The sequence below is a fragment of the Leclercia sp. UBA1284 genome (assembly GCF_002308415.1).
GTDB lineage: Bacteria > Pseudomonadota > Gammaproteobacteria > Enterobacterales > Enterobacteriaceae > Enterobacter > Enterobacter pneumoniae.
Genome location: NZ_DBUS01000006.1, coordinates 1,627,059 through 1,648,086 on the forward strand (window position 1 = coordinate 1,627,059; position 21,028 = coordinate 1,648,086).

Below are 21,028 nucleotides of genomic sequence, written 5' to 3' on the forward strand. Positions count from 1 at the left end.
AATGATGAAAAAAAGCGAAGCCATTAGCTCCGCTCTTTCGTATGAAATAGTTATGACAAGAGTCCAGGGAATATCGACTTAATTCCGGTGACAATAAATTCAATACCCAGGGCCATTAACAATAACCCCATTATACGGGTGATCACGTTAATACCGGTCTGGCCCAGCAGACGAACCAGCCAGGGTGCCATGCGGAAGACGCCCCAACAACATAACGCAAACAGCGCAATGGCGAGGGAAAAGCCGATTAAGTGCATCCAATTATGGTATCGGGTTCCCCAGACTATCGTTGAACTGATTGCCCCAGGCCCCGCCATTAAGGGCAGCGCCAGCGGCACCACGCCAATACTTTCGCGTATTGCGGTTTCTGATTTCTCTTGTTTGTTCTGCTTATCTTCCCCGAGCTTGCCGCTGATCATCGACATCGCAATGGTAACCACCAGAATCCCCCCGGCGATCCTGAACGAATCGATGGAGATGCCGAAAATCTGCAATATGGAATCGCCAAGATAGAGCGAGGTCAGCAGGATGATCGCCACCGACAAGTTTGCGGTGAGGTTAGTTTTGTTCCTCGCCACGGCCGACTGGTAGCTGGTCATGCTGATAAACACGGGAATGATACCGACCGGGTTAACTAACGCGAAAAGACCAATAAAAAATTTAAAATAGGTTTGAAAATCAAAGAGCGATAGATCCACTGTTAGCTCCGGTAAAACGCAGTGCCTGATAAATAAGGGTGGGAATAATAACCGCGCTGAAGATACGCTTTTTAGACCCAGACTTCATCACAATATTGCTTAATCCCTGCATTTGGGAATGTAAAATATTTGTATACTGAATGAGTCATTATGGTTCAATAATTTACAGAACTCATTAACACCTGATGAAATCACACAAAATGCCCCTGCTGAAAGGTATCAGCTTATGGATAAATTGATTTGGATCATGATTTTCGTACTCAGAAGTGAGTAATCTTGATTACGCCACCAGGGAGTTTCAATACTACTCAATAAGGTGTTGAAAGGAGGCTCTTTTAGTAAGTCAGGGGTTGCATAAACAAGATAAACCATTGATTTCAATGTGAGTTAAGCAAGTCACTTGCGCACTGTCTATACTGTTTGTCGTGTCGAGCAGCTGATTTACTAAAAGAGTTTAACTTTATCAGGAGAGCATTATGGCTGTTACTAATGTCGCTGAACTTAACGCACTTGTAGAGCGCGTAAAAAAAGCCCAGCGTGAATATGCCAATTTCACCCAAGAACAGGTTGATAAAATCTTCCGCGCCGCCGCTCTGGCTGCTGCAGATGCTCGAATCCCTCTCGCTAAAATGGCCGTTGCCGAATCCGGTATGGGTATCGTTGAAGATAAAGTGATTAAAAACCACTTCGCTTCAGAGTATATCTACAACGCCTATAAAGATGAGAAAACCTGCGGGGTGCTGTCTGAAGATGACACCTTCGGCACCATCACTATTGCAGAACCTATCGGCATCATTTGCGGTATCGTTCCAACCACCAACCCAACCTCTACCGCTATCTTCAAATCGCTCATCAGCCTGAAGACCCGTAACGCAATTATCTTCTCTCCACATCCGCGTGCTAAAGATGCGACCAATAAAGCTGCAGATATCGTATTGCAGGCCGCTATCGCAGCGGGTGCACCGAAAGATTTAATCGGCTGGATCGATCAGCCTTCTGTTGAACTGTCCAACGCGCTGATGCACCACCCGGACATTAACCTGATCCTCGCGACCGGTGGTCCAGGTATGGTTAAAGCCGCTTACAGCTCTGGTAAACCTGCCATCGGTGTAGGTGCTGGTAATACTCCGGTCGTTATCGACGAAACAGCGGATATCAAACGTGCTGTGGCATCTGTACTGATGTCTAAAACCTTCGATAACGGTGTTATCTGTGCGTCTGAACAGTCTGTGGTTGTTGTTGATTCAGTATACGATGCCGTTCGCGAACGTTTTGCCAGCCACGGCGGCTACATGCTGCAGGGTAAAGAGCTGAAAGCCGTTCAGGACATCATCCTGAAAAATGGCGCGCTGAACGCGGCTATCGTAGGTCAGCCAGCGTATAAAATTGCTGAACTGGCAGGCTTTACCGTTCCGGCTTCTACCAAGATTTTGATTGGTGAAGTCACGGTTGTTGATGAAAGCGAGCCATTTGCGCACGAAAAACTTTCCCCTACTCTTGCCATGTACCGCGCAAAAGATTTCGACGACGCGGTAGAAAAAGCAGAGAAACTGGTGGCAATGGGCGGTATCGGTCATACCTCTTGCCTGTACACCGACCAGGATAACCAGCCAGAACGTGTTGCTCACTTCGGTCAGAAGATGAAAACCGCACGTATCCTGATCAACACCCCGGCTTCTCAGGGTGGTATCGGTGACCTGTATAACTTCAAACTCGCGCCTTCCCTGACTCTGGGTTGTGGTTCCTGGGGTGGTAACTCCATCTCTGAAAACGTTGGTCCTAAGCACCTGATCAACAAGAAAACCGTTGCTAAGCGAGCTGAGAACATGTTGTGGCATAAACTTCCGAAATCTATCTACTTCCGTCGTGGCTCACTGCCAATCGCGCTGGATGAAGTGATTACTGATGGCCACAAACGTGCGCTCATCGTGACTGACCGTTTCCTGTTCAACAACGGCTATGCAGACCAGATTACCTCGGTACTGAAAGCGTCAGGCGTTGAAACGGAAGTGTTCTTCGAAGTTGAAGCGGATCCAACGCTGAGCGTGGTTCGTAAAGGTGCTGAACTGGCCAACTCCTTCAAACCAGACGTGATTATCGCGCTGGGCGGCGGTTCCCCGATGGACGCAGCAAAAATCATGTGGGTGATGTACGAGCATCCTGAAACCCACTTTGAAGAACTGGCGCTGCGCTTTATGGATATCCGTAAACGTATCTACAAGTTCCCGAAAATGGGCGTGAAAGCGAAAATGATCGCGGTAACCACCACGTCCGGTACCGGTTCAGAAGTGACTCCGTTTGCGGTTGTTACCGACGATGCAACTGGTCAAAAATATCCACTGGCTGACTATGCCCTGACCCCGGATATGGCGATTGTTGACGCCAACCTGGTGATGGACATGCCGAAATCGCTCTGCGCATTCGGCGGTCTGGATGCGGTCACTCACGCTCTGGAAGCATATGTCTCCGTACTGGCTTCCGAGTTCTCCGACGGCCAGGCTCTGCAGGCGCTGAAACTGCTGAAAGAGAATCTGCCAGCCTCGTATAATGAAGGGTCTAAAAACCCGGTAGCGCGCGAACGTGTCCACAGTGCAGCAACCATCGCCGGTATCGCGTTTGCTAACGCCTTCCTGGGTGTTTGCCACTCTATGGCGCACAAACTGGGTTCGCAGTTCCACATTCCTCACGGTCTGGCGAACGCCCTGTTGATTGGCAACGTTATCCGCTATAACGCCAATGACAACCCAACCAAGCAGACTGCATTCAGCCAGTACGACCGCCCACAAGCGCGTCGTCGTTACGCTGAAATTGCAGACCATCTGGGTCTGAGCGCACCGGGCGACCGCACTGCCGCTAAGATCGAGAAACTGCTGGCATGGCTCGACAGCATCAAAGCTGAGCTGGGTATCCCTAAATCTATCCGCGAAGCCGGTGTTCAGGAAGCTGACTTCCTGGCTCACGTGGATAAACTGTCTGAAGATGCTTTCGATGACCAGTGTACTGGCGCTAACCCGCGTTACCCGCTGATCGCTGAGCTGAAACAGATTCTGCTGGATACTTACTATGGCCGCGAATACACCGAAGGTGAAACTGCTGCGCCTAAAGTTGAAATGCCAGTCAAGGCCGATAAGAAAGCGAAGAAAAGCGCTTAATTAACGGCCCAACAAAAAACCCGCCTTCTGGCGGGTTTTTTTATATATGGGGTTAACTGAGAATTGATTAAGTATTAACGGCGGTAGGCTTCTTGAATTGCGGTCAGGGAGCCCACTACAAGTGCATCCTTATAATGCTTGCGGCAGACCGATACGTAACGTTCGTTCCCCCCTATTACCACCTGCTCCCCTTCTGCATAAGGTTTACCATGCTGATCCAGACGCAGCACCATGCTCGCCTTACGTCCGCAGAAACAGATGGTTTTCAATTCCACCAGTTTATCTGACCATGCCAACAAATACTGACTGCCAATAAACAACTCCCCGCGGAAATCCGTACGCAGGCCATAACAGAGCACGGGAATATCCAGTTCATCGACCACTTCTGAAAGTTCATGAACCTGCTGACGGGTTAAAAATTGGCTCTCATCGACCAGCACGCAGTGGATGGGCTGACGCGCATGTTCGGCGCGGATATCTTCCAGCAGGCAGGTCTGCGGGTTATAAAGCCGGGCGGGAGAAGAGAGTCCAATTCGTGAACTGACTTTACCGCTGCCAAAGCGATCGTCAATCTCAGCGGTATAGACGACAGTCCGCATCCCACGTTCCTGGTAATTGTAGGAGGATTGCAGCAGCGCCGTCGACTTACCGGCGTTCATTGCTGAATAGTAAAAATACAGTTGTGCCATTGGCCGTAAAACCCTAATGAATGTGTATTATTCCCGATGCGGCATTGTACCATATTTTGTCGGGGCATCTGTCTGGCCTTGCAACAGGCGGCATAGCCGCGCCGCGATGGAGTTGCTATTAAAATCTAAAATAAAGCGAATGGCATGTAACAAGAACCACTGTAAGTTCTGGAAAATGCAGTTATTTATTGCTTAATGTAATGCAGAAAAAATCCGAAATTAATTAAGAATTCCTAAGGATTACTGTCTATAACGCGCTAATACAAATGGTTGATATTTATCCCTGGAAACTATAATGCTGTGGGAACCGTCACAAAAGAAAGCGATTACCGTCAGGTTAAATCCGCATCTTTTGATAACTAACGTCGCTTTCAACTGAGTAAATTTAAGTTAGCGTATTTAATAATATCGTCAGATATTGGCTATTTTTTGAATTCCTTACATTCTGCCCTATTGCACATATCAATTTATGCCTCTATTATTACCTCAACAAACCCCACAATATAAGTTTGAGATTACTACAATGAGCGAAGCACTTAAAATTCTGAACAACATCCGTACTCTTCGCGCGCAGTCAAGAGAATGCACACTTGAAACGCTTGAAGAAATGCTGGAAAAATTAGAAGTCGTAGTTAATGAGCGTCGTGAAGAAGAAAATGCTGCTGCTGCAGAAATCGAAGAGCGTACTCGTAAACTGCAACAATATCGCGAAATGCTGATTGCTGATGGTATTGATCCTAACGAATTACTGAACAGCATGGCTGCGGCTAAATCTGGCACCAAGGCTAAACGTGCAGCTCGTCCGGCTAAATATAGCTACATCGATGAGAACGGCGAATCTAAAACCTGGACTGGCCAGGGCCGTACCCCAGCTGTTATCAAGAAAGCCATGGATGAACAAGGCAAACAGCTGGACGACTTCCTGATCAAGGAATAATCCAGAACGCTTTATAAAAAATCCCGCTTAAGGCGGGATTTTTTTATGCCCCTCTTTTATTGACAGAGACATCAGGTTACAGATTGTCTTATTAAGACTCATCCTGGTGGGCATAAAAAAACCGGAGCCATGACTGGCACCGGTTTCAGAGGGGATAAAGCGAGCTTAGTTTTTAATACCCAGTGTCTCTTTCAACCAACCCTTGAATTCTTCACCCAGTGACTGGTGACGAATCCCATATTCTACAAACGCCTGCATGTAACCGAGTTTATTACCGCAGTCATGGCTCTTACCTTTCATATGGTAGGCTTCAACGGTCTCTTTCTCGATCAGCATATCGATACCGTCGGTCAGCTGAATTTCATCACCGGCGCCTGGAGGGGTTTTAGCCAGCAGCGGCCAGATTTCCGCACTCAGGACATAACGCCCTACCACCGCCAGATTAGACGGCGCTACGTCGGCTTTAGGCTTCTCTACAACGCCTACCATAGGTACGCTCTCGCCTGGCTGCAGCGCAATGCCTTTGCAGTCTACAACGCCGTATGCGGTTACGTCTTCGACAGGCTCAACCATAATCTGGCTGCTGCCGGTATCGTCGAAACGTTTGATCATTTCAGCCAGGTTATCCTGAGAAAGATCGGATTCAAATTCATCAAGGATAACGTCTGGCAGAATAACCGCGACAGGTTCATTACCTACAACCGGGTGTGCACACAGTACGGCATGACCCAGACCTTTTGCCAGACCCTGACGCACCTGCATAATAGTGACGTGAGGCGGGCAAATAGACTGAACTTCTTCCAGCAGCTGGCGCTTAACACGTTTTTCCAGCATGGCTTCAAGTTCAAAACTGGTATCGAAATGGTTTTCGATAGAGTTTTTGGATGAATGCGTTACCAGCACAATTTCAGTAATGCCAGCGGCAATACATTCATTGACCACATACTGGATTAATGGCTTATCAACGAGTGGCAGCATCTCTTTTGGAATTGCCTTCGTTGCCGGCAGCATACGGGTTCCTAACCCAGCAACCGGGATAACGGCCTTTGTGACTTTCGAATTTAGGGCAGCCATTGAAACTCTCCTGAACTGTTCAAGTTTTGAACTTATCTGCATAAATAACGCGTTTAGTATATCAGTCTCAGTTACCAGTCCGGGTCTGAAAAGGACGCGCTACCGATTAATTAGGATAAATACGAATGAAACTGGCAGTGATAGTAGCACTGCCCTTGAAACGACGGTAAAGCTATCTGTGGAGATATATTACAAATGCTTATTCCGTAGACAACATTAAGCGTAAACGGCCGCCTGCCCCCCAAATTTGACACTGCCAGGATGCGCAGCGGTGACTTATTTGGTTTAGATAGGTATTTCCTAAAGTACCTAAAGGGACGCCATTACTGACCTGAATATGATGCTCTCCAGTATTAAGCGTGGCATTAAGCCCAGCGGAGACCAAAATCAAATTTTTTAAACCGCTATGGTAATAACCTACCAGTAACGGGAATTGTCCCGGTAAATTTGCCTGCCGCAGCAGCTGATTAACCTGTTTAAGCAAGCTGCCCAACTCGGGGAGCCGCTGCCGCTGATGAGAAAGCTGCTCTTGCAATAAACCGTTAAACAATGCGCGCAACAATAAAGCGGCCAGGACGCCATTATCCCCTGCGCGGGTAACATCCAGACAATAAAATGCCAGATCGTTATCCGATAACGGTGCAATATCCAGCACCAGTCCCGGCTTGTCGGCAGCAACCAGCTGGCGATAATTAACCTTGCACTCGGCGATGGTCTGCTGAACCGGAGGCTGTAACTCTTTCAGTAATTTCGCTGCCGCATGGGGGTTATTGACCAGTGCATCCCAGTCCTGGAAGAGACGTTCTTCCTCTTCCACACGTGAATTGAACATATTGGGATAAAGGCAGGCGAAGACGGTTTCCCGCAGACGATTGAGATCTTTCACTGGTTTGAGCAGTACGTCCTGCACGCCCAGACGAAGCGCTTTCGCGATGTCAGCCATATTCTCGGTGGCTGAAATCACCAGCACGGGCGTCTGATCGCCTTCGTTGCGGAGGTGCTCGACGAGCGCCAGGCCATTCATACGCGGCATGGCGAGATCGCAGATCATCAGATCGGGCTTCATGCCCATCATAATTTCCAGTGCGTCGATACCATCACCGGCCAGTGCTGTTGTTGCACCTAACGATGAGAGCCAGGAGTCAAGCAGTGAACGGAAAACGGGCTCGTCTTCGACAATCAGGATATGTTTTCCGGCCAATGGTTGCGTCATGTTTTCTCCCCGGGCTGACAGTAGATCAATAGTGGCACGCTATCGGTACTATCGCCTGTCAGATTTTGCTGAAGTAATCAAAAAAAGGGGCGCTCAGTGTGTCGTGCGCACCAAAGGTATCAATTCATCCATTTTCTTTTCGACAGCTTGCACGCCTGCCGTAATGGCTGCTTCTGCCCGATGAAAATCGAGCGTCGAGATTTGCGGACAAAAAGGTTGAATCAGAATATCAGGTGGATCGCCCGCCATGCGGTTGCGTTTTAGGCGATTTTCTAGCACCTGGATGGAGGTCGTCATAATTTCCATTGCCGTAGGTGCCGCAACCAACTTACGCGCAGTAAAGCGTCCTAACCGTTCACGAAGGCGTTCATGCCATACTCGCTCCTCGCTACTGGTTTCATCAGAATGCGTGTTTACTGGCATCAGGTCTTGCTGCATAAGATGGGCATCATGCTGGAGATCAACGGCAATAACGATATCCGCGCCCATGGCGCGCGTCAGGGAGATAGGAATGGGGTTAACGACACCGCCATCCACCAGCCAATAACCATTGTGCGGGACCGGTGCCATTAAGCCCGGCATACTGCAGGAGGCGCGCACGGCCAGGTGGATATCCCCTTCGGTGAACCAGAGTTCCCGGCCGGTGCTAAGGTTGGTGGCAACGGCGCCGAAGGGACGTTGGCAATCGGCAAAGTCGCTCAGCGGCATAACCTGACGGTAGTGGTTGAAGACACGTTCACCGCGCAGTAACCCGCCACGCTGCCAGGAGAGATCCATCAGGCGCAGCACGTCCCAGTAACTGAAAGAACGTACCCAGGTTTCCAGCTCGGGTAATTTGCCACAGGAGTACGCAGCACCCACCAGAGAACCAATCGAACAGCCTGCAACTATATCAATTTCGATACCAAGACGTTGTAAGGCATTGATCACACCTATATGCGACCAGCCCCGGGCCGCACCCGACCCTAAAGCCAGTCCAATTTTAACCTTTCTCATTCTTACCGTTTAGCGTCCCCTGGACTCCTGACAATGGCGTCATTGCAACCGCTCAGTTAACATAGTGCCACCCTGGCGTTTTCGCCGTTATTTTAGCTTTCAGGAAGAGAATGGTGTCTCAACTCTGTCCCTGTGGTAGCGCTCTCGAGTATAGCCTATGTTGCCAGCGATATCTTTCTGGTGAACAGGTTGCTCCTGATCCGTCACACCTTATGCGTTCACGTTACAGTGCTTTTGTGAGCCGTGACGCAAACTATCTGATAAAAACCTGGCATCCATCCTGCCAGGCTGAGACTTTTCGCCAGGAGATTGAAGCCGGTTTTGCTCATACCGAATGGCGCGGCCTCACCCTTTTTGACACGGCCACAGGCCATGACGAAAACGAAGGTTTTGTCAGCTTTGTCGCCCGATTTTCCGAGCAGGGAAAAGCCGGGGCGATTATCGAGCGTTCCCGTTTCTTAAAGGAAGGGGGACAGTGGTACTATATTGATGGTACTCGTCCGCAGTTTGGCCGTAATGACCCCTGCCCCTGCGGATCAGGTAAAAAATTTAAAAAGTGCTGCGGGCAGTAGTCCCTGGCCACCTATAACAAGCCAACAATCAACAGGATTTACCGGCAATGCAATCAATTCAACGCAAAGTCTTGCGCACTATTTGTCCTGACCAGAAAGGTCTCATCGCCCGCATTACCAACATTTGTTACAAGCACGAACTGAATATTGTGCAAAATAATGAGTTTGTTGATCATCGCACCGGCCGTTTCTTTATGCGTACCGAGCTGGAAGGGATTTTTAACGACGCCACGCTGCTGGCAGATCTGGATGGTGCGTTGCCGGAAGGTTCGGTTCGCGAGTTAACCCCAGCGGGTCGTCGTCGCATTGTCATTCTGGTCACTAAAGAGGCGCATTGTCTGGGTGATCTGCTGATGAAAGCGAACTACGGCGGGCTGGATGTGGAGATCGCTGCGGTAATTGGCAACCATGATACCCTGCGCACGCTGGTTGAACGTTTTGATATTCCTTTCCAGTTGGTCAGCCACGAGGGGCATACCCGCGAAGAGCATGATGCGTTAATGGCAGATGCCATTGATGCCTATAACCCGGATTACGTGGTTCTGGCGAAATATATGCGCGTATTAACCCCCTCTTTCGTGGCGCGTTTCCCGAACAAGATTATCAATATTCACCACTCGTTCCTGCCTGCCTTTATCGGCGCGCGCCCTTATCATCAGGCCTATGAGCGTGGTGTTAAAATCATTGGCGCCACTGCACACTACGTGAACGATAACCTGGATGAAGGTCCTATCATCATGCAGGACGTGATTCATGTGAATCATACCTATACCGCAGAGGATATGATGCGTGCCGGACGCGATGTTGAGAAAAACGTCTTAAGCCGCGCGTTGTATCAGGTGCTGGCGCAACGTGTGTTCGTCTACGGTAACAGAACAATTATTCTTTAATCCTTTGGGAAATGAATTGATTAGCTTTGCACCTTTACGGATAAAAAGCAGTCAAACAATGTCATTTACCTAAAGGAATGCTTTACAGGGGCGTCTCATTTGATATGATGCGCCCCGCTTCCAACAGGAAGCAGGCCAGTAATAGCATTACCCCGTGGTGGGGTTCCCGAGCGGCCAAAGGGAGCAGACTGTAAATCTGCCGTCATCGACTTCGAAGGTTCGAATCCTTCCCCCACCACCATTATTCACCACAGCAATGTGGTAACACCGGTGAGTTAACGTAAAGTTTGCGCTTATCGGGAAGGGTGAGGAGCGAAGCGACGAATAATCCTTCCCCCACCACCATCTTCACGCAGCACCTCAAAATAGTATTACCCCTGGTGGGGTTCCCGAGCGGCCAAAGGGAGCAGACTGTAAATCTGCCGTCATCGACTTCGAAGGTTCGAATCCTTCCCCCACCACCATCACTTACCTGTCGCTACAAACTTTCTCTTAGTTCAGTGCTCCATATTCTCCGAAGCGGGAAGGATGAGAAGCTTCGACCAAGGTTCGATTCGAGCGAAGCGAGAAAGCGTTGCCGCAGGCAACGACCCGAAGGGCGAGGCGCAGCGCGCCGAGTAATCCTTCCCCCACTACCATCACTTACCTGTCGCTACAAACACTCTCTCAATTCACTGATGCACCATTAGCAGCTGCAGTTACATCGGCGGCAACCGGCGTTTCACCGGCGAACTCTTCACAATTGACGTATTGCACTGGGCATGTTCGGCCAGACCGTCCAGCAGCGTATCCAGCTGACCGATAGAGCGCACCACCAGCCTGATCACAAAGCAATCCTCCCCCGTGACCTTATCGCTTTCAATGCACTCAGGCATGGCCTGAATATATTTATCAACCTTGTGCAGTAACCCTGGCAATGGCCGCACGCGCACCAGCGCCTGCAAGGTATACCCCAACGCCGCGAGATCCACGCGTGCGCCATAACCCTGAATCACGCCACGCTCTTCGAGCCGCTTCAGACGTTCGGCCGTGCTGGGCGATGTCAGTCCAACCCGGCTGCTAAGCACCTTTAACGACATGCGCGCATCTTCAACCAGACAGGCCAGTATTTGCCGATCGATTTCATCAAGCAGGCTTTCCATCAGTTTCACCTTATTTAAAAAAGCATTTAACCCAATTCGCCTTATTTCCTCTCTGTAAAACATATCAGACTTTTTCGACAATAGAGTCTCAATCAGGAGGTGTGCGATGCAAGATATTCATAAAGGCGTCTGGCAGATGGGTCTGGCGATGCTCATTTCAGGCTCAATTGGCGCGTTTGTTCTTCTTTCTGGTCTGCCGGTGACGGACGTCGTTTTCTGGCGCTGCGCGATCGGCGCCGTAACGCTGCTGGCTTTTATTCGGATCGGCAATAAACCGTTCAGCACCCTCACCCGCACTGCACTGGCGCTGGCAGTTATCGGCGGGGTCGCCCTGGTGGTGAACTGGTTACTTCTCTTCGCGGCCTATACGCGCATCTCGATAGGGCTGTCGACCGTGGTCTATAACACTCAGCCTTTCATGCTGGTAATGATGGGGATGTTTTTAGGAGAACGCGTCAGTCTGGTGAAATGGGGGTGGCTGCTGCTCGCTTTTACGGGCGTGGTGATTTTGCTCTCCAGTGAACTTACCGGTGGCCATAACGCTGAATGGCTTACGGGCATCGGGCTGGCGCTCGGCGCGGCTTTTTTCTATGCGCTTACAGCAATCATTACCCGTAAGCTCTCCTCCGTCACGCCGCAACATATTGCCTTTATCCAGGTACTGGTGGGGGTGGTGATGCTGTTGCCGATGGCGCATATGCCAACGTTTTCGGGCGACTTCCCGTGGCCCATTTTGCTCACCCTTGGGGTCGTCCATACCGGCATCATGTATCAGTTGCTCTACAGCGCGATTCAGAAACTACCAACGCCCATCACCGGCTCCCTCTCTTTTATCTATCCGGTAGTGGCTATCCTGGTCGATAACCTGGTGTTTGGTCACTCACTGAATCTGACACAGCTGGCGGGCGGCGCACTGATACTGTTTGCGGCGGCGGGTAACAATCTGGGCTGGGGCGAAAAAAAACCCCGCGAGTGCGGGGTTGATATCAAAACGGTGGATTAGCGACGGGCACGTACCAGCTGGTATCTGCGCGTCAGATACTCAACCGGCGCGCTCCAGATGTGCACCAAACGTGAGAACGGGAACAGCACAAACAGCGTCATCCCCAGCACCAGGTGCAGGCGGAAGACAAAGGCCACGCCGTCCAGATGCTCAGAGGCCCCGCCGTGGAAGGTCACCACGGATTGGGCCCACCCCACGAGCTTCATCATCTCACTGCCGTCCATATGCTGCGCAGAGAACGGAATGGTCAGCAGGCCGAGCGCACACTGCACCATCAGCAGGGTAAGGATCAGAATATCCGCGCCGGTAGTCGTCGCACGCACGCGTGGGCTAAACAGACGGCGTTTCAGCAGTAATAAGCCCCCCACCAGGGTCATCACCCCGCAGGCGCCGCCTGCCAGCATCGCCATTTTCTGTTTCACTTCGATCGGCAACCAGGCTTCATACATCCAGTGCGGCGTTAGCATCCCCAGGAAGTGACCGGCGAAAATCCCCAGGATCCCGATGTGGAACAGGTTAGAGGCCAGGTTCATCCCTTTGCGGTCCAGCATCTGGCTGGAGGCCGCACGCCAGCTATATTGGCCATAGTCATAACGCAGCCAGCTTCCCACCAGGAATACGGTGCCCGCAATGTACGGGTAGATGTCAAAGAAGAACATATTCAGGAAGTGCATTATTGCTGTCCTCCGTTAGAGATATTCAAATATTGCGGGGCAACGGCTCCGGCAAAACGACGCTGGTGAGCCGAGATTTCAGACTCGCCGCAATTCTGGTCAGCAAAGAATTTCACCTGCTCCTCTTCCCAGACGGCATCCAGCGCCTGTGGAGTATCATCGCGGGCTTCGTCCGCGATTTTTTCCGCCACTTTCTCACTGTCGATTGCCGCTTTTGCCAGTTTCACCAGCAGTTCGAACAGAACGGCATACGCACTTTCACGCTGTTGCAGACGCGCGTTCAGCAACGCCAGAATCGGCGCGATATCCTGCAAACCGCCCAGCGCCTCTTCTTTCGGCAACTGCGCCAGATACTCCAGATAGAGCGGCAGATGATCCGGCAGCTCACGGCTGTCGAGCTGCAGGCCATGCTGCTCGTACTGCGCCATCAGATCCACCATCGCCTGACCGCGGTCGCGGGATTCACCGTGTACGTGCTCGAACAGCAGCAGCGAGGTTGCGCGGCCACGGTCGAACAGCTGGCTGTAGTCTGCCTGCGCATCAAGCAGATCGCGCGCAAGCAGATCGCGCAGGAACACGCCCAGCTTCTGGGCATCGGCTTTATCCAGATTTTCAGATGACGCGAGTGCATCGAAGAGTTCCTGTTGATGCTGCGCAAGCGCAGCATCCGGGTACTCGAGCAGACGCGAAACAATGACAAGTTCAATCATTGGTGCGGCTCCGTTTTGCTGGTCACATCCATGGCATCGATGCGGCGGCTGTTGAACAGGTTGAATTTGGTGTCAGACCCGTGGCAACCATCACCAAAGGTAAAACCACATCCGCTTTTTTCCGGGAAGGCTTCGCGCGCCTGCTCACGGTGGCTGCTCGGCACCACGAAACGGTCTTCGTAGTTCGCAATCGCCAGATAGCGGTACATCTCCTGCGCCTGCGCTTCCGTCAGACCTACCTCTTCCAGGGCACGGGTATCAATCACACCGTCCACGGTTTCAGTACGTTTGAAGTGACGCATTGCCAGCATACGTTTCAGCGCCAGCAGAACCGGCTGGGTGTCCCCTGCGGTGAGCAGGTTCGCCAGATACTGAACCGGGATACGCAGGCTTTCTACGTCCGGCAGAATGCCATTGCTGCCCAGTTCACCTGCGTCAGCCGCAGACTGAATCGGAGACAGAGGCGGAACATACCAGACCATCGGCAGCGTGCGGTATTCCGGATGCAGCGGCAGCGCCAGCTTCCAGTCCATCGCCATTTTGTACACCGGCGATTGCTGCGCCGCGTCGATCACGCTCTGCGGTACGCCATCTTTCAGCGCCTGCGCAATCACTTTCGGATCGTTCGGATCGAGGAACACATCCAGCTGGCGCTGATACAGATCTTTTTCGTTTTCGGTGCTGGCTGCAGTTTCAATCGCGTCCGCGTCGTACAGCAGCACGCCGAGGTAACGGATACGGCCCACGCAGCTTTCGGAACAGACCGTCGGCATACCGGCTTCGATACGCGGATAGCAGAAGATGCACTTCTCGGATTTACCGCTCTTCCAGTTGAAGTAGATTTTCTTGTACGGGCAACCAGTGATACACATACGCCAGCCGCGGCACTTGTCCTGGTCAATCAGTACGATGCCGTCCTCTTCACGCTTGTAGATAGCACCGCTCGGACAGGTCGCCACACATGCCGGGTTAAGGCAGTGTTCGCACAGACGCGGCAGGTACATCATGAAGGTGTTTTCAAACTGGCCGTACATCGCCTTTTGCATGTTCTCGAAGTTTTTGTCTTTCGACAGCTTCTCGAACTCACCGCCCAGATCGTCTTCCCAGTTCGGACCTTTCTCGATCTTATTCATGCGCTGCCCGGTGATCAGGGAGCGAGGGCGTGCAATCGGCTGGTGCTTACCTTCTGCGGCGTTATGCAGGTTCTGATAGTCAAAATCAAACGGCTCGTAGTAATCGTCGATGCCCGGCAGATGCGGGTTTGCGAAGATTTTACCCAGCAACATGGCACGGTTACCCATGCGCGGCTGAATTTTGCCGTTGATTTTGCGGATCCAGCCGCCCTTGTATTTTTCCTGGTCTTCCCAGTTGGTCGGGAAACCGGTGCCTGGCTTGGTTTCAACGTTGTTGAACCAGGCATATTCCGTACCTTCACGGCTGGTCCAGACGTTTTTACAGGTGACTGAGCAGGTATGACAGCCGATGCATTTATCCAGATTCAGCACCATGCCGACTTGTGAACGAATTTTCATTTTACGCTCTCCTGTACCTGGTCATTACCTTCGCCATCTAACCAGTTAATATTCTTCATCTTACGAACCACCACGAACTCATCGCGGTTAGACCCTACCGTACCGTAGTAGTTAAAGCCGTAGGCCAGCTGCGCATAGCCGCCGATCATGTGGGTTGGCTTCGGCGTAATACGGGTGACGGAGTTATGGATACCGCCGCGCTGCTCGGTAATTTCTGAGCCAGGAATGTTCACGATACGTTCCTGCGCGTGGTACATCATGGTCATACCTGCCGGTACACGCTGGCTCACTACCGCACGGGCGGTTAATGAACCGTTGCTGTTGAACACTTCGATCCAGTCGTTATCTTTAATGCCCAGATCCTTCGCATCCGCCTCGCTCATCCAGACAATTGGCCCACCACGACCCAGCGTCAGCATCAGCAGGTTGTCGCTGTAGGTGGAGTGGATACCCCATTTCTGGTGCGGCGTCAGGAAGTTCAGTGCTTTCTCAGGGTTGCCGTTGGACTTCTCACCCATCACCGCTTTTACCGAACGGGTGTCGATTGGTGGACGGTAAACCAGCAGGCTTTCACCGAAGTCGCGCATCCACTGGTGATCCTGATAGAGGGACTGACGTCCGGTCAGGGTGCGCCATGGGATCAGCTCGTGAACGTTGGTATAACCCGCGTTGTAAGAAACATGCTCATCTTCCAGGCCTGACCAGGTCGGGCTGGAGATGATTTTACGCGGCTGGGCCTGAATATCGCGGAAGCGGATTTTCTCGTCTTCTTTATTCAGCGCCAGATGAGTGTGGTCACGACCGGTGAACTCGCTGAGCGCAGCCCAGGCCTTCACGGCCACCTGACCGTTCGTTTCCGGTGCCAGCGTGAGGATCATCTCTGCAGCATCAATGGCGGTGTTAAGCATTGGCTGGCCTTTGGCCGGGCCCTCTGCTTTGGTGTAATTGAGCTTACGCAGCAGGTCCATTTCGCTCTGGGTATTCCAGGCAATCCCTTTCCCGCCGTTACCGATTTTCTCCATCAGCGGGCCGATAGAGGTAAAGCGCTCGTAAGTTGCCGGGTAGTCACGTTCCACCGGAATGATGTGCGGCGCGGTGACGCCCGGGATCAGGTCGCACTCGCCTTTTTTCCAGTCTTTTACGTCCAGCGGCTGCGCCAGTTCGGCAGCAGAGTCATGCTGGATTGGCAGCGTAACCACGTCGGTCTCTTTACCCAGATGACCCACGCACACTTCGGAGAATTTCTTCGCGATGCCTTTGTAGATTTCCCAGTCGCTTTTCGATTCCCAAGCCGGGTCAACGGCGGCAGACAGCGGATGAATAAACGGATGCATATCCGAGGTATTCATGTCGTCTTTTTCGTACCAGGTCGCGGTTGGCAGAACGATATCGGAGTACAGGCAGGTGCTCGACAGACGGAAGTCCAGGGTCACCACCAGATCCAGCTTGCCGTCCAGACCGTTATCTTTCCATTCCACTTCTTCAGGCTTCACGCCGCCCTGCTTGCCGAGATCTTTGCCCTGGATACCGTGGTCGGTACCGAGCAGGTATTTCAGCATGAACTCGTGACCTTTACCGGAAGAGCCCAGCAGGTTAGAGCGCCAGATAAACAGGTTACGCGGATGGTTTTTACCGTTTTCAGGCTGCTCCGCCGCAAAGCGGATAGCGCCCTCTTTCAGTGATTTGACGGTGTAATCCACCGGCGACATACCCGCTCTCTTCGCCTCTTCTGCGATACGCAGCGGGTTGGTACCCAGCTGTGGCGCAGACGGCAGCCAGCCCATACGCTCAGCGCGCACGTTGAAGTCGATCAGGTGGCCGCTATAACGGGATTTATCCGCCGTTGGCGACAGCAGTTCCTGCGCGGTGACCGTCTCGTAGCGCCACTGGCTGGAGTGGTTGTAGAAATAGGAGGTGCTGTTCATATGACGAGCCGGACGCTGCCAGTCGAGAGCAAACGCCAGCGGCTGCCAGCCGGTCTGCGGACGCAGTTTTTCCTGGCCAACATAGTGTGCCCAGCCGCCGCCGCTCTGACCGACACAGCCACAGAAGACCAGCATGTTGATCAGACCGCGATAGTTCATATCGAGGTGGTACCAGTGGTTCAGACCCGCACCGACGATAATCATTGAACGGCCGTGCGTTTTGTCGGCGTTCTCCGCAAATTCGCGGGCAATGCGAGTGATCTGCGCGGCTGGTACGCCGGTGATCTGTTCAGCCCAGGCCGGGGTATAGGCTTTCACTTCTTCATAGCCGGTGGCGCAGTTTTCATCGTTCAGACCGCGCTCCAGGCCATAGTTGGCCATGGTCAGATCGTAAACGGTGGTCACCAGGGCAGTTGAACCATCTGCCAGCTGCAGGCGTTTCACCGGCAGTTTGTGCATCAGGACGTTGTTCAGCTCAACCTTATTGAAATGTTCGGTGCCTTCGCCGCCAAAGTACGGGAAGCCAACGTCAGCGATCTCATCCTGGCTGCCCAGCATGCTGAGACGCAGCTGGGTTTCTTCGCCGGAGGTGCCGTCGCGCTGCTCCAGGTTCCATTTACCCTTCTCACCCCAGCGGAAACCGATAGAGCCGTTAGGTGCAACCAGCTCACCATTGCTGTTACAGGCAACGGTTTTCCACTCCGGGTTATTTTCCTGACCAAGCGCATCCACCAGATCGGCGGCGCGCAGCATGCGGCCTGCCGCATAGTAGCCATCGCGCTCTTCGAGCATCACCAGCATCGGGAAATCGGTGTAACGACGCACGTAGTCGGTGAAATACTGGCTCGGTTTATCGAGATGGAACTCACGCAGCATAACGTGGCCCATCGCCAGCGCCATCGCGGCATCGGTACCCTGCTTCGGTGCCAGCCACAGGTCGCACAGTTTAGCGATTTCTGCGTAGTCCGGCGTGATGGCAACGGTTTTGGTGCCTTTGTAACGCACTTCAGTAAAGAAGTGGGCATCCGGGGTACGGGTCTGCGGTACGTTAGAACCCCATGCCAGGATGTAGCTGGAGTTATACCAGTCAGCCGATTCAGGCACGTCGGTCTGCTCACCCCAGGTCTGCGGAGACGCTGGCGGTAAATCGCAGTACCAGTCATAGAAGCTCAGGCAGGTGCCGCCAATCAGGGAGAGGTAGCGGGCGCCGGAGGCGTAAGAGACCATCGACATCGCCGGGATCGGCGAGAAGCCAGCCACGCGGTCCGGACCGTACGTTTTCACGGTGTAGACGTTAGACGCGGCAATCAGCTCGTTCACCTCTTGCCAGGAAGAGCGAACAAACCCGCCGCGACCACGCGCCTGTTTAAAGCTTTTCGCTTTGTCAGCGTCTTCAATAATAGAGGCCCAGGCATCAACCGGATCGCTGTGCTGAACCTTCGCCTCACGCCACATTTTCATCAGGCGTTTACGCATCAGCGGGTATTTCAGACGGTTAGCACTGTAGAGGTACCAGGAGTAGCTGGCACCACGCGGGCAGCCGCGCGGCTCGTGGTTTGGCAGGTCCGGGCGGGTGCGCGGGTAATCGGTTTGCTGGACTTCCCAGGTCACCAGACCATTTTTAACGAAAATTTTCCAGCTACATGAGCCAGTGCAGTTTACGCCGTGGGTAGAACGCACAACTTTGTCATGCTGCCAGCGTTGACGGTAACCGTCTTCCCAGTCCCGGTTGGTCTCCAGAACCTGGCCGTGCCCATCGGCAAAAGTTTCGCCCTTCTGTTTGAAGTAGCGAAACCGGTCCAAAAATTTGCTCATCGGGTATCTCCTGTGTGGAGCCTGTGGCTCTCTAAATCGACATTGCTGATTTGCCGCGAAGGTAACGCTATGAAAGATGGTGAGAATTGATAACGATCAAGGCGAAGGGGGTCTGGAGCAAAGGACAAACGAAGCCATACCACCAAAGCGGTATAAAGATAAATCTATTAATTATTTGTTTTTAAAGGATATTATTTATTTATCGTACAATATGCAAGGGGTCATTTCTGCCCGGAGGTATTAAGGGGTAGGTAGCCCTGTCAGACGATGGCGATCACACTGCTGCATGGGCTACCCGACTGCCCACACCGTTAAGTATGTTGTAACTAATTACGGCTAAAAAAAAGCGCGGCATCGAGCCGCGCAAACGGATAATCAAATATTACTTATTTTTATTGGAATTACGGCCATATACCAGCCAGGTCACCAGGACGCAGACGATATAGAAAACAAGGAAGATTTTCATGGCACCGGCCGGTGAGCCGGTCAGCTCAAGGGAGATACCAAAGGCTTTAGGGATAAAGAAGCCGCCAATCGCGCCAATCGCCGAGATAAAGCCCAGCGCCGCGGCGGTGTCGGTACCCGCTTCACGCATCGCCTGCTCTTCACTGCCGCCCTGGGCTTTGACGCGATCCATGGTCAGCTTACGGAAAATAACTGAGATCATCTGGAACGTTGAAGCGCTTCCCAGTCCGGCGGTCAGGAACAGCACCATAAATACCCCAAAGAAGGCAATAAAACTGCCCCCTTCCCCGTGCGATGGCAGTGTCATGAACAGCAGCGCACAGAAGATGGCCATCACCACAAAGTTCACCAGCGTTACGCGGGTGCCGCCCAGTCGGTCAGACACCATACCGCCCAGAGAACGTGCCAGTGCGCCAATGAATGGACCAAAGAAGGCGAAGTGCAGGATCTGGACTTCCGGGAACTGCGTTTTTGACAGCATGGCAAAACCCGCAGAGAAACCGATAAAGGAGCCGAAGGTCGCCAGATACAGTAATGCCATCACCCACAGGTGCGCGCGCTTCAGCACCGGCAACTGCTCGCTCAGAGAGGCCTTCGATGCTGACAGATCGTTCATAAAGAACCACGCCGCCAGGGTAAAGACCACGAGGAAGGGTACCCAGATCCAGGCAGCATTTTCGAGGTACAGAGAGGAACCATCCGGTTGCTCAACCCCGGTTCCGCCGAAGACAGCGAAGATGGACATGGAAATAGCCAGCGGAGCAAGCAGCTGCATCACGCTCACCCCCATGTTCCCCAGTCCACCGTTAATGCCCAGCGCACCACCCTGCTTGGCTTTCGGGAAGAAGAAGCTGATATTCGCCATACTGGACGCGAAGTTTGCGCCGGCAAAGCCGCACAGCAGTGAGATGATGACAAAGACGCTAAACGGCGTAGAGGTGTCCTGCACCGCAAAACCCAGCCACACGCAAGGAATGATCATGATGCCGGTGCTGAACGCCGTCCAGCGGCGGCCACCAAACACAGGCACCATAAAGGCATAAGGAACGCGCAGCAGCGCCCCGGACAACGACGGTAAGGCCGTCAGCATAAAGAGTTGATCGGTGGTAAAATTAAAACCCACTTTGGGTAAGTTAACCGCTACCGCACTGAACAGCATCCAGACGCAGAACGCCAGCAGCAGACAAGGCACGGAAATCCATAAATTACGACTTGCAACACGTTGACCGCGCTGTTGCCAGAATGCCGGATCTTCCGGACGCCATTCTGTAATAACAGCCCCTGTTGCCCGCTTTGGGGCAGATGAGTGACTCATAGACACCTCTGATTATCAAAAGATGCTGCAAACATTAGGGTTTTAAGCTGGCGGTAAGTTGATGCAAATCAAAGGAAAAGTGGGCGAAAATTTGTTAAAAATTTCCACATCACTCGAAGTGAGTAGTATTTAACGCTTAAAAAGGTGTGGTTTTTCACGCTACTGCTCATACCGCCCTCGCGTCTCCTCCCATTCATCATACTTATGGCAATTTGTGGGTAATCCT

Annotated in this window: 16 protein-coding genes, 2 tRNA genes and 1 other RNA gene; 8 read left to right on the forward strand and 11 right to left on the reverse strand. The window is 52.3% G+C overall.

The genetic code is table 11. The features are described from left to right. Positions 1-50: 50 nt before the first annotated feature. Positions 51-698: a YchE family NAAT transporter gene (locus tag B3511_RS11080; RefSeq protein ID WP_046885198.1), complete on the reverse strand. Its 648-nt coding sequence runs from the start codon at positions 696-698 to the stop codon at positions 51-53. A gap of 476 nt (positions 699-1,174) precedes the next feature. Between B3511_RS11080 and adhE the strand changes: the two genes are divergently transcribed. Next, entirely contained in the window at positions 1,175-3,850 is a 2,676-nt protein-coding gene (adhE, locus tag B3511_RS11085) for a bifunctional acetaldehyde-CoA/alcohol dehydrogenase (RefSeq protein WP_046885197.1), read from the forward strand. Positions 3,851-3,924: 74 nt separating this feature from the next. On the opposite strand, the gene tdk is transcribed toward adhE, so the two are convergent. Continuing rightward, complete coding sequence (gene tdk / locus B3511_RS11090; RefSeq protein WP_212475703.1) at positions 3,925-4,539, reverse strand: thymidine kinase; 615 nt, start codon at positions 4,537-4,539, stop codon at positions 3,925-3,927. A gap of 523 nt (positions 4,540-5,062) precedes the next feature. Between tdk and hns the strand changes: the two genes are divergently transcribed. Beyond that, on the forward strand, positions 5,063-5,476 hold the full coding sequence (gene hns, locus B3511_RS11095; RefSeq protein ID WP_040075269.1) for a histone-like nucleoid-structuring protein H-NS: 414 nt from the start codon (positions 5,063-5,065) through the stop codon (positions 5,474-5,476). A gap of 165 nt (positions 5,477-5,641) precedes the next feature. Here hns and galU read toward each other — a convergent pair whose 3' ends face one another. The 3 genes from galU to rssA all read right to left on the reverse strand — a co-directional run bounded on the left by galU (position 5,642) and on the right by rssA (position 8,759). Further along, positions 5,642-6,550, reverse strand: coding sequence for a UTP--glucose-1-phosphate uridylyltransferase GalU (gene galU, locus B3511_RS11100; protein WP_040075268.1), 909 nt, complete (start codon positions 6,548-6,550; stop codon positions 5,642-5,644). A gap of 199 nt (positions 6,551-6,749) precedes the next feature. Beyond that, on the reverse strand, positions 6,750-7,763 hold the full coding sequence (rssB, locus tag B3511_RS11105) for a two-component system response regulator RssB (RefSeq protein WP_040075267.1): 1,014 nt from the start codon (positions 7,761-7,763) through the stop codon (positions 6,750-6,752). Between the two features lie 93 nt (positions 7,764-7,856). Further along, on the reverse strand, positions 7,857-8,759 hold the full coding sequence (gene rssA, locus B3511_RS11110) for a patatin-like phospholipase RssA (RefSeq protein ID WP_207291874.1): 903 nt from the start codon (positions 8,757-8,759) through the stop codon (positions 7,857-7,859). A gap of 113 nt (positions 8,760-8,872) precedes the next feature. Between rssA and B3511_RS11115 the strand changes: the two genes are divergently transcribed. The 5 genes from B3511_RS11115 (at position 8,873) to B3511_RS11135 (ending at position 10,859) form a co-directional block, all read left to right on the forward strand. After that, positions 8,873-9,331 (forward strand): YchJ family protein, encoded by a 459-nt coding sequence (locus B3511_RS11115; protein ID WP_072039561.1) that lies wholly within the window; start codon positions 8,873-8,875, stop codon positions 9,329-9,331. Positions 9,332-9,378: 47 nt separating this feature from the next. Beyond that, positions 9,379-10,221 (forward strand): formyltetrahydrofolate deformylase, encoded by an 843-nt coding sequence (purU, locus tag B3511_RS11120; RefSeq protein WP_040075264.1) that lies wholly within the window; start codon positions 9,379-9,381, stop codon positions 10,219-10,221. A gap of 156 nt (positions 10,222-10,377) precedes the next feature. Further along, positions 10,378-10,462: transfer RNA gene (locus B3511_RS11125), tRNA-Tyr, on the forward strand. 138 nt (positions 10,463-10,600) lie between these two features. Next, a tRNA-Tyr gene (locus B3511_RS11130) sits at positions 10,601-10,685 on the forward strand. A gap of 43 nt (positions 10,686-10,728) precedes the next feature. Continuing rightward, positions 10,729-10,859, forward strand: a non-coding RNA gene (locus B3511_RS11135) — RtT sRNA. A 60-nt stretch (positions 10,860-10,919) separates the two neighbouring features. On the opposite strand, the gene B3511_RS11140 is transcribed toward B3511_RS11135, so the two are convergent. Then, positions 10,920-11,363: an Lrp/AsnC family transcriptional regulator gene (locus B3511_RS11140; protein WP_046885195.1), complete on the reverse strand. Its 444-nt coding sequence runs from the start codon at positions 11,361-11,363 to the stop codon at positions 10,920-10,922. A gap of 106 nt (positions 11,364-11,469) precedes the next feature. Between B3511_RS11140 and B3511_RS11145 the strand changes: the two genes are divergently transcribed. Further along, on the forward strand, positions 11,470-12,366 hold the full coding sequence (locus B3511_RS11145) for a DMT family transporter (RefSeq protein ID WP_286782351.1): 897 nt from the start codon (positions 11,470-11,472) through the stop codon (positions 12,364-12,366). On the opposite strand, the gene narI is transcribed toward B3511_RS11145, so the two are convergent. The 5 genes from narI to B3511_RS11170 form a co-directional block, all read right to left on the reverse strand. Further along, on the reverse strand, positions 12,363-13,040 hold the full coding sequence (gene narI / locus B3511_RS11150; protein WP_286782353.1) for a respiratory nitrate reductase subunit gamma: 678 nt from the start codon (positions 13,038-13,040) through the stop codon (positions 12,363-12,365). The genes B3511_RS11145 and narI overlap by 4 nt on opposite strands. After that, entirely contained in the window at positions 13,040-13,750 is a 711-nt protein-coding gene (gene narJ, locus B3511_RS11155; protein WP_040075259.1) for a nitrate reductase molybdenum cofactor assembly chaperone, read from the reverse strand. Before narJ ends, narI begins: the two co-directional genes overlap by 1 nt. Continuing rightward, a complete protein-coding gene (narH, locus tag B3511_RS11160) occupies positions 13,747-15,282 on the reverse strand; it encodes a nitrate reductase subunit beta (protein ID WP_040075258.1) in 1,536 nt (511 codons plus the stop codon). Before narH ends, narJ begins: the two co-directional genes overlap by 4 nt. Beyond that, positions 15,279-19,022, reverse strand: a complete 3,744-nt coding sequence (locus tag B3511_RS11165; protein ID WP_286782356.1) for a nitrate reductase subunit alpha — start codon at positions 19,020-19,022, stop codon at positions 15,279-15,281. The genes narH and B3511_RS11165 overlap by 4 nt, the downstream gene beginning before the upstream one ends. A 382-nt stretch (positions 19,023-19,404) precedes the next feature. Next, entirely contained in the window at positions 19,405-20,802 is a 1,398-nt protein-coding gene (locus B3511_RS11170) for a NarK family nitrate/nitrite MFS transporter (RefSeq protein WP_286782358.1), read from the reverse strand. Positions 20,803-21,028 lie beyond the last annotated feature (226 nt).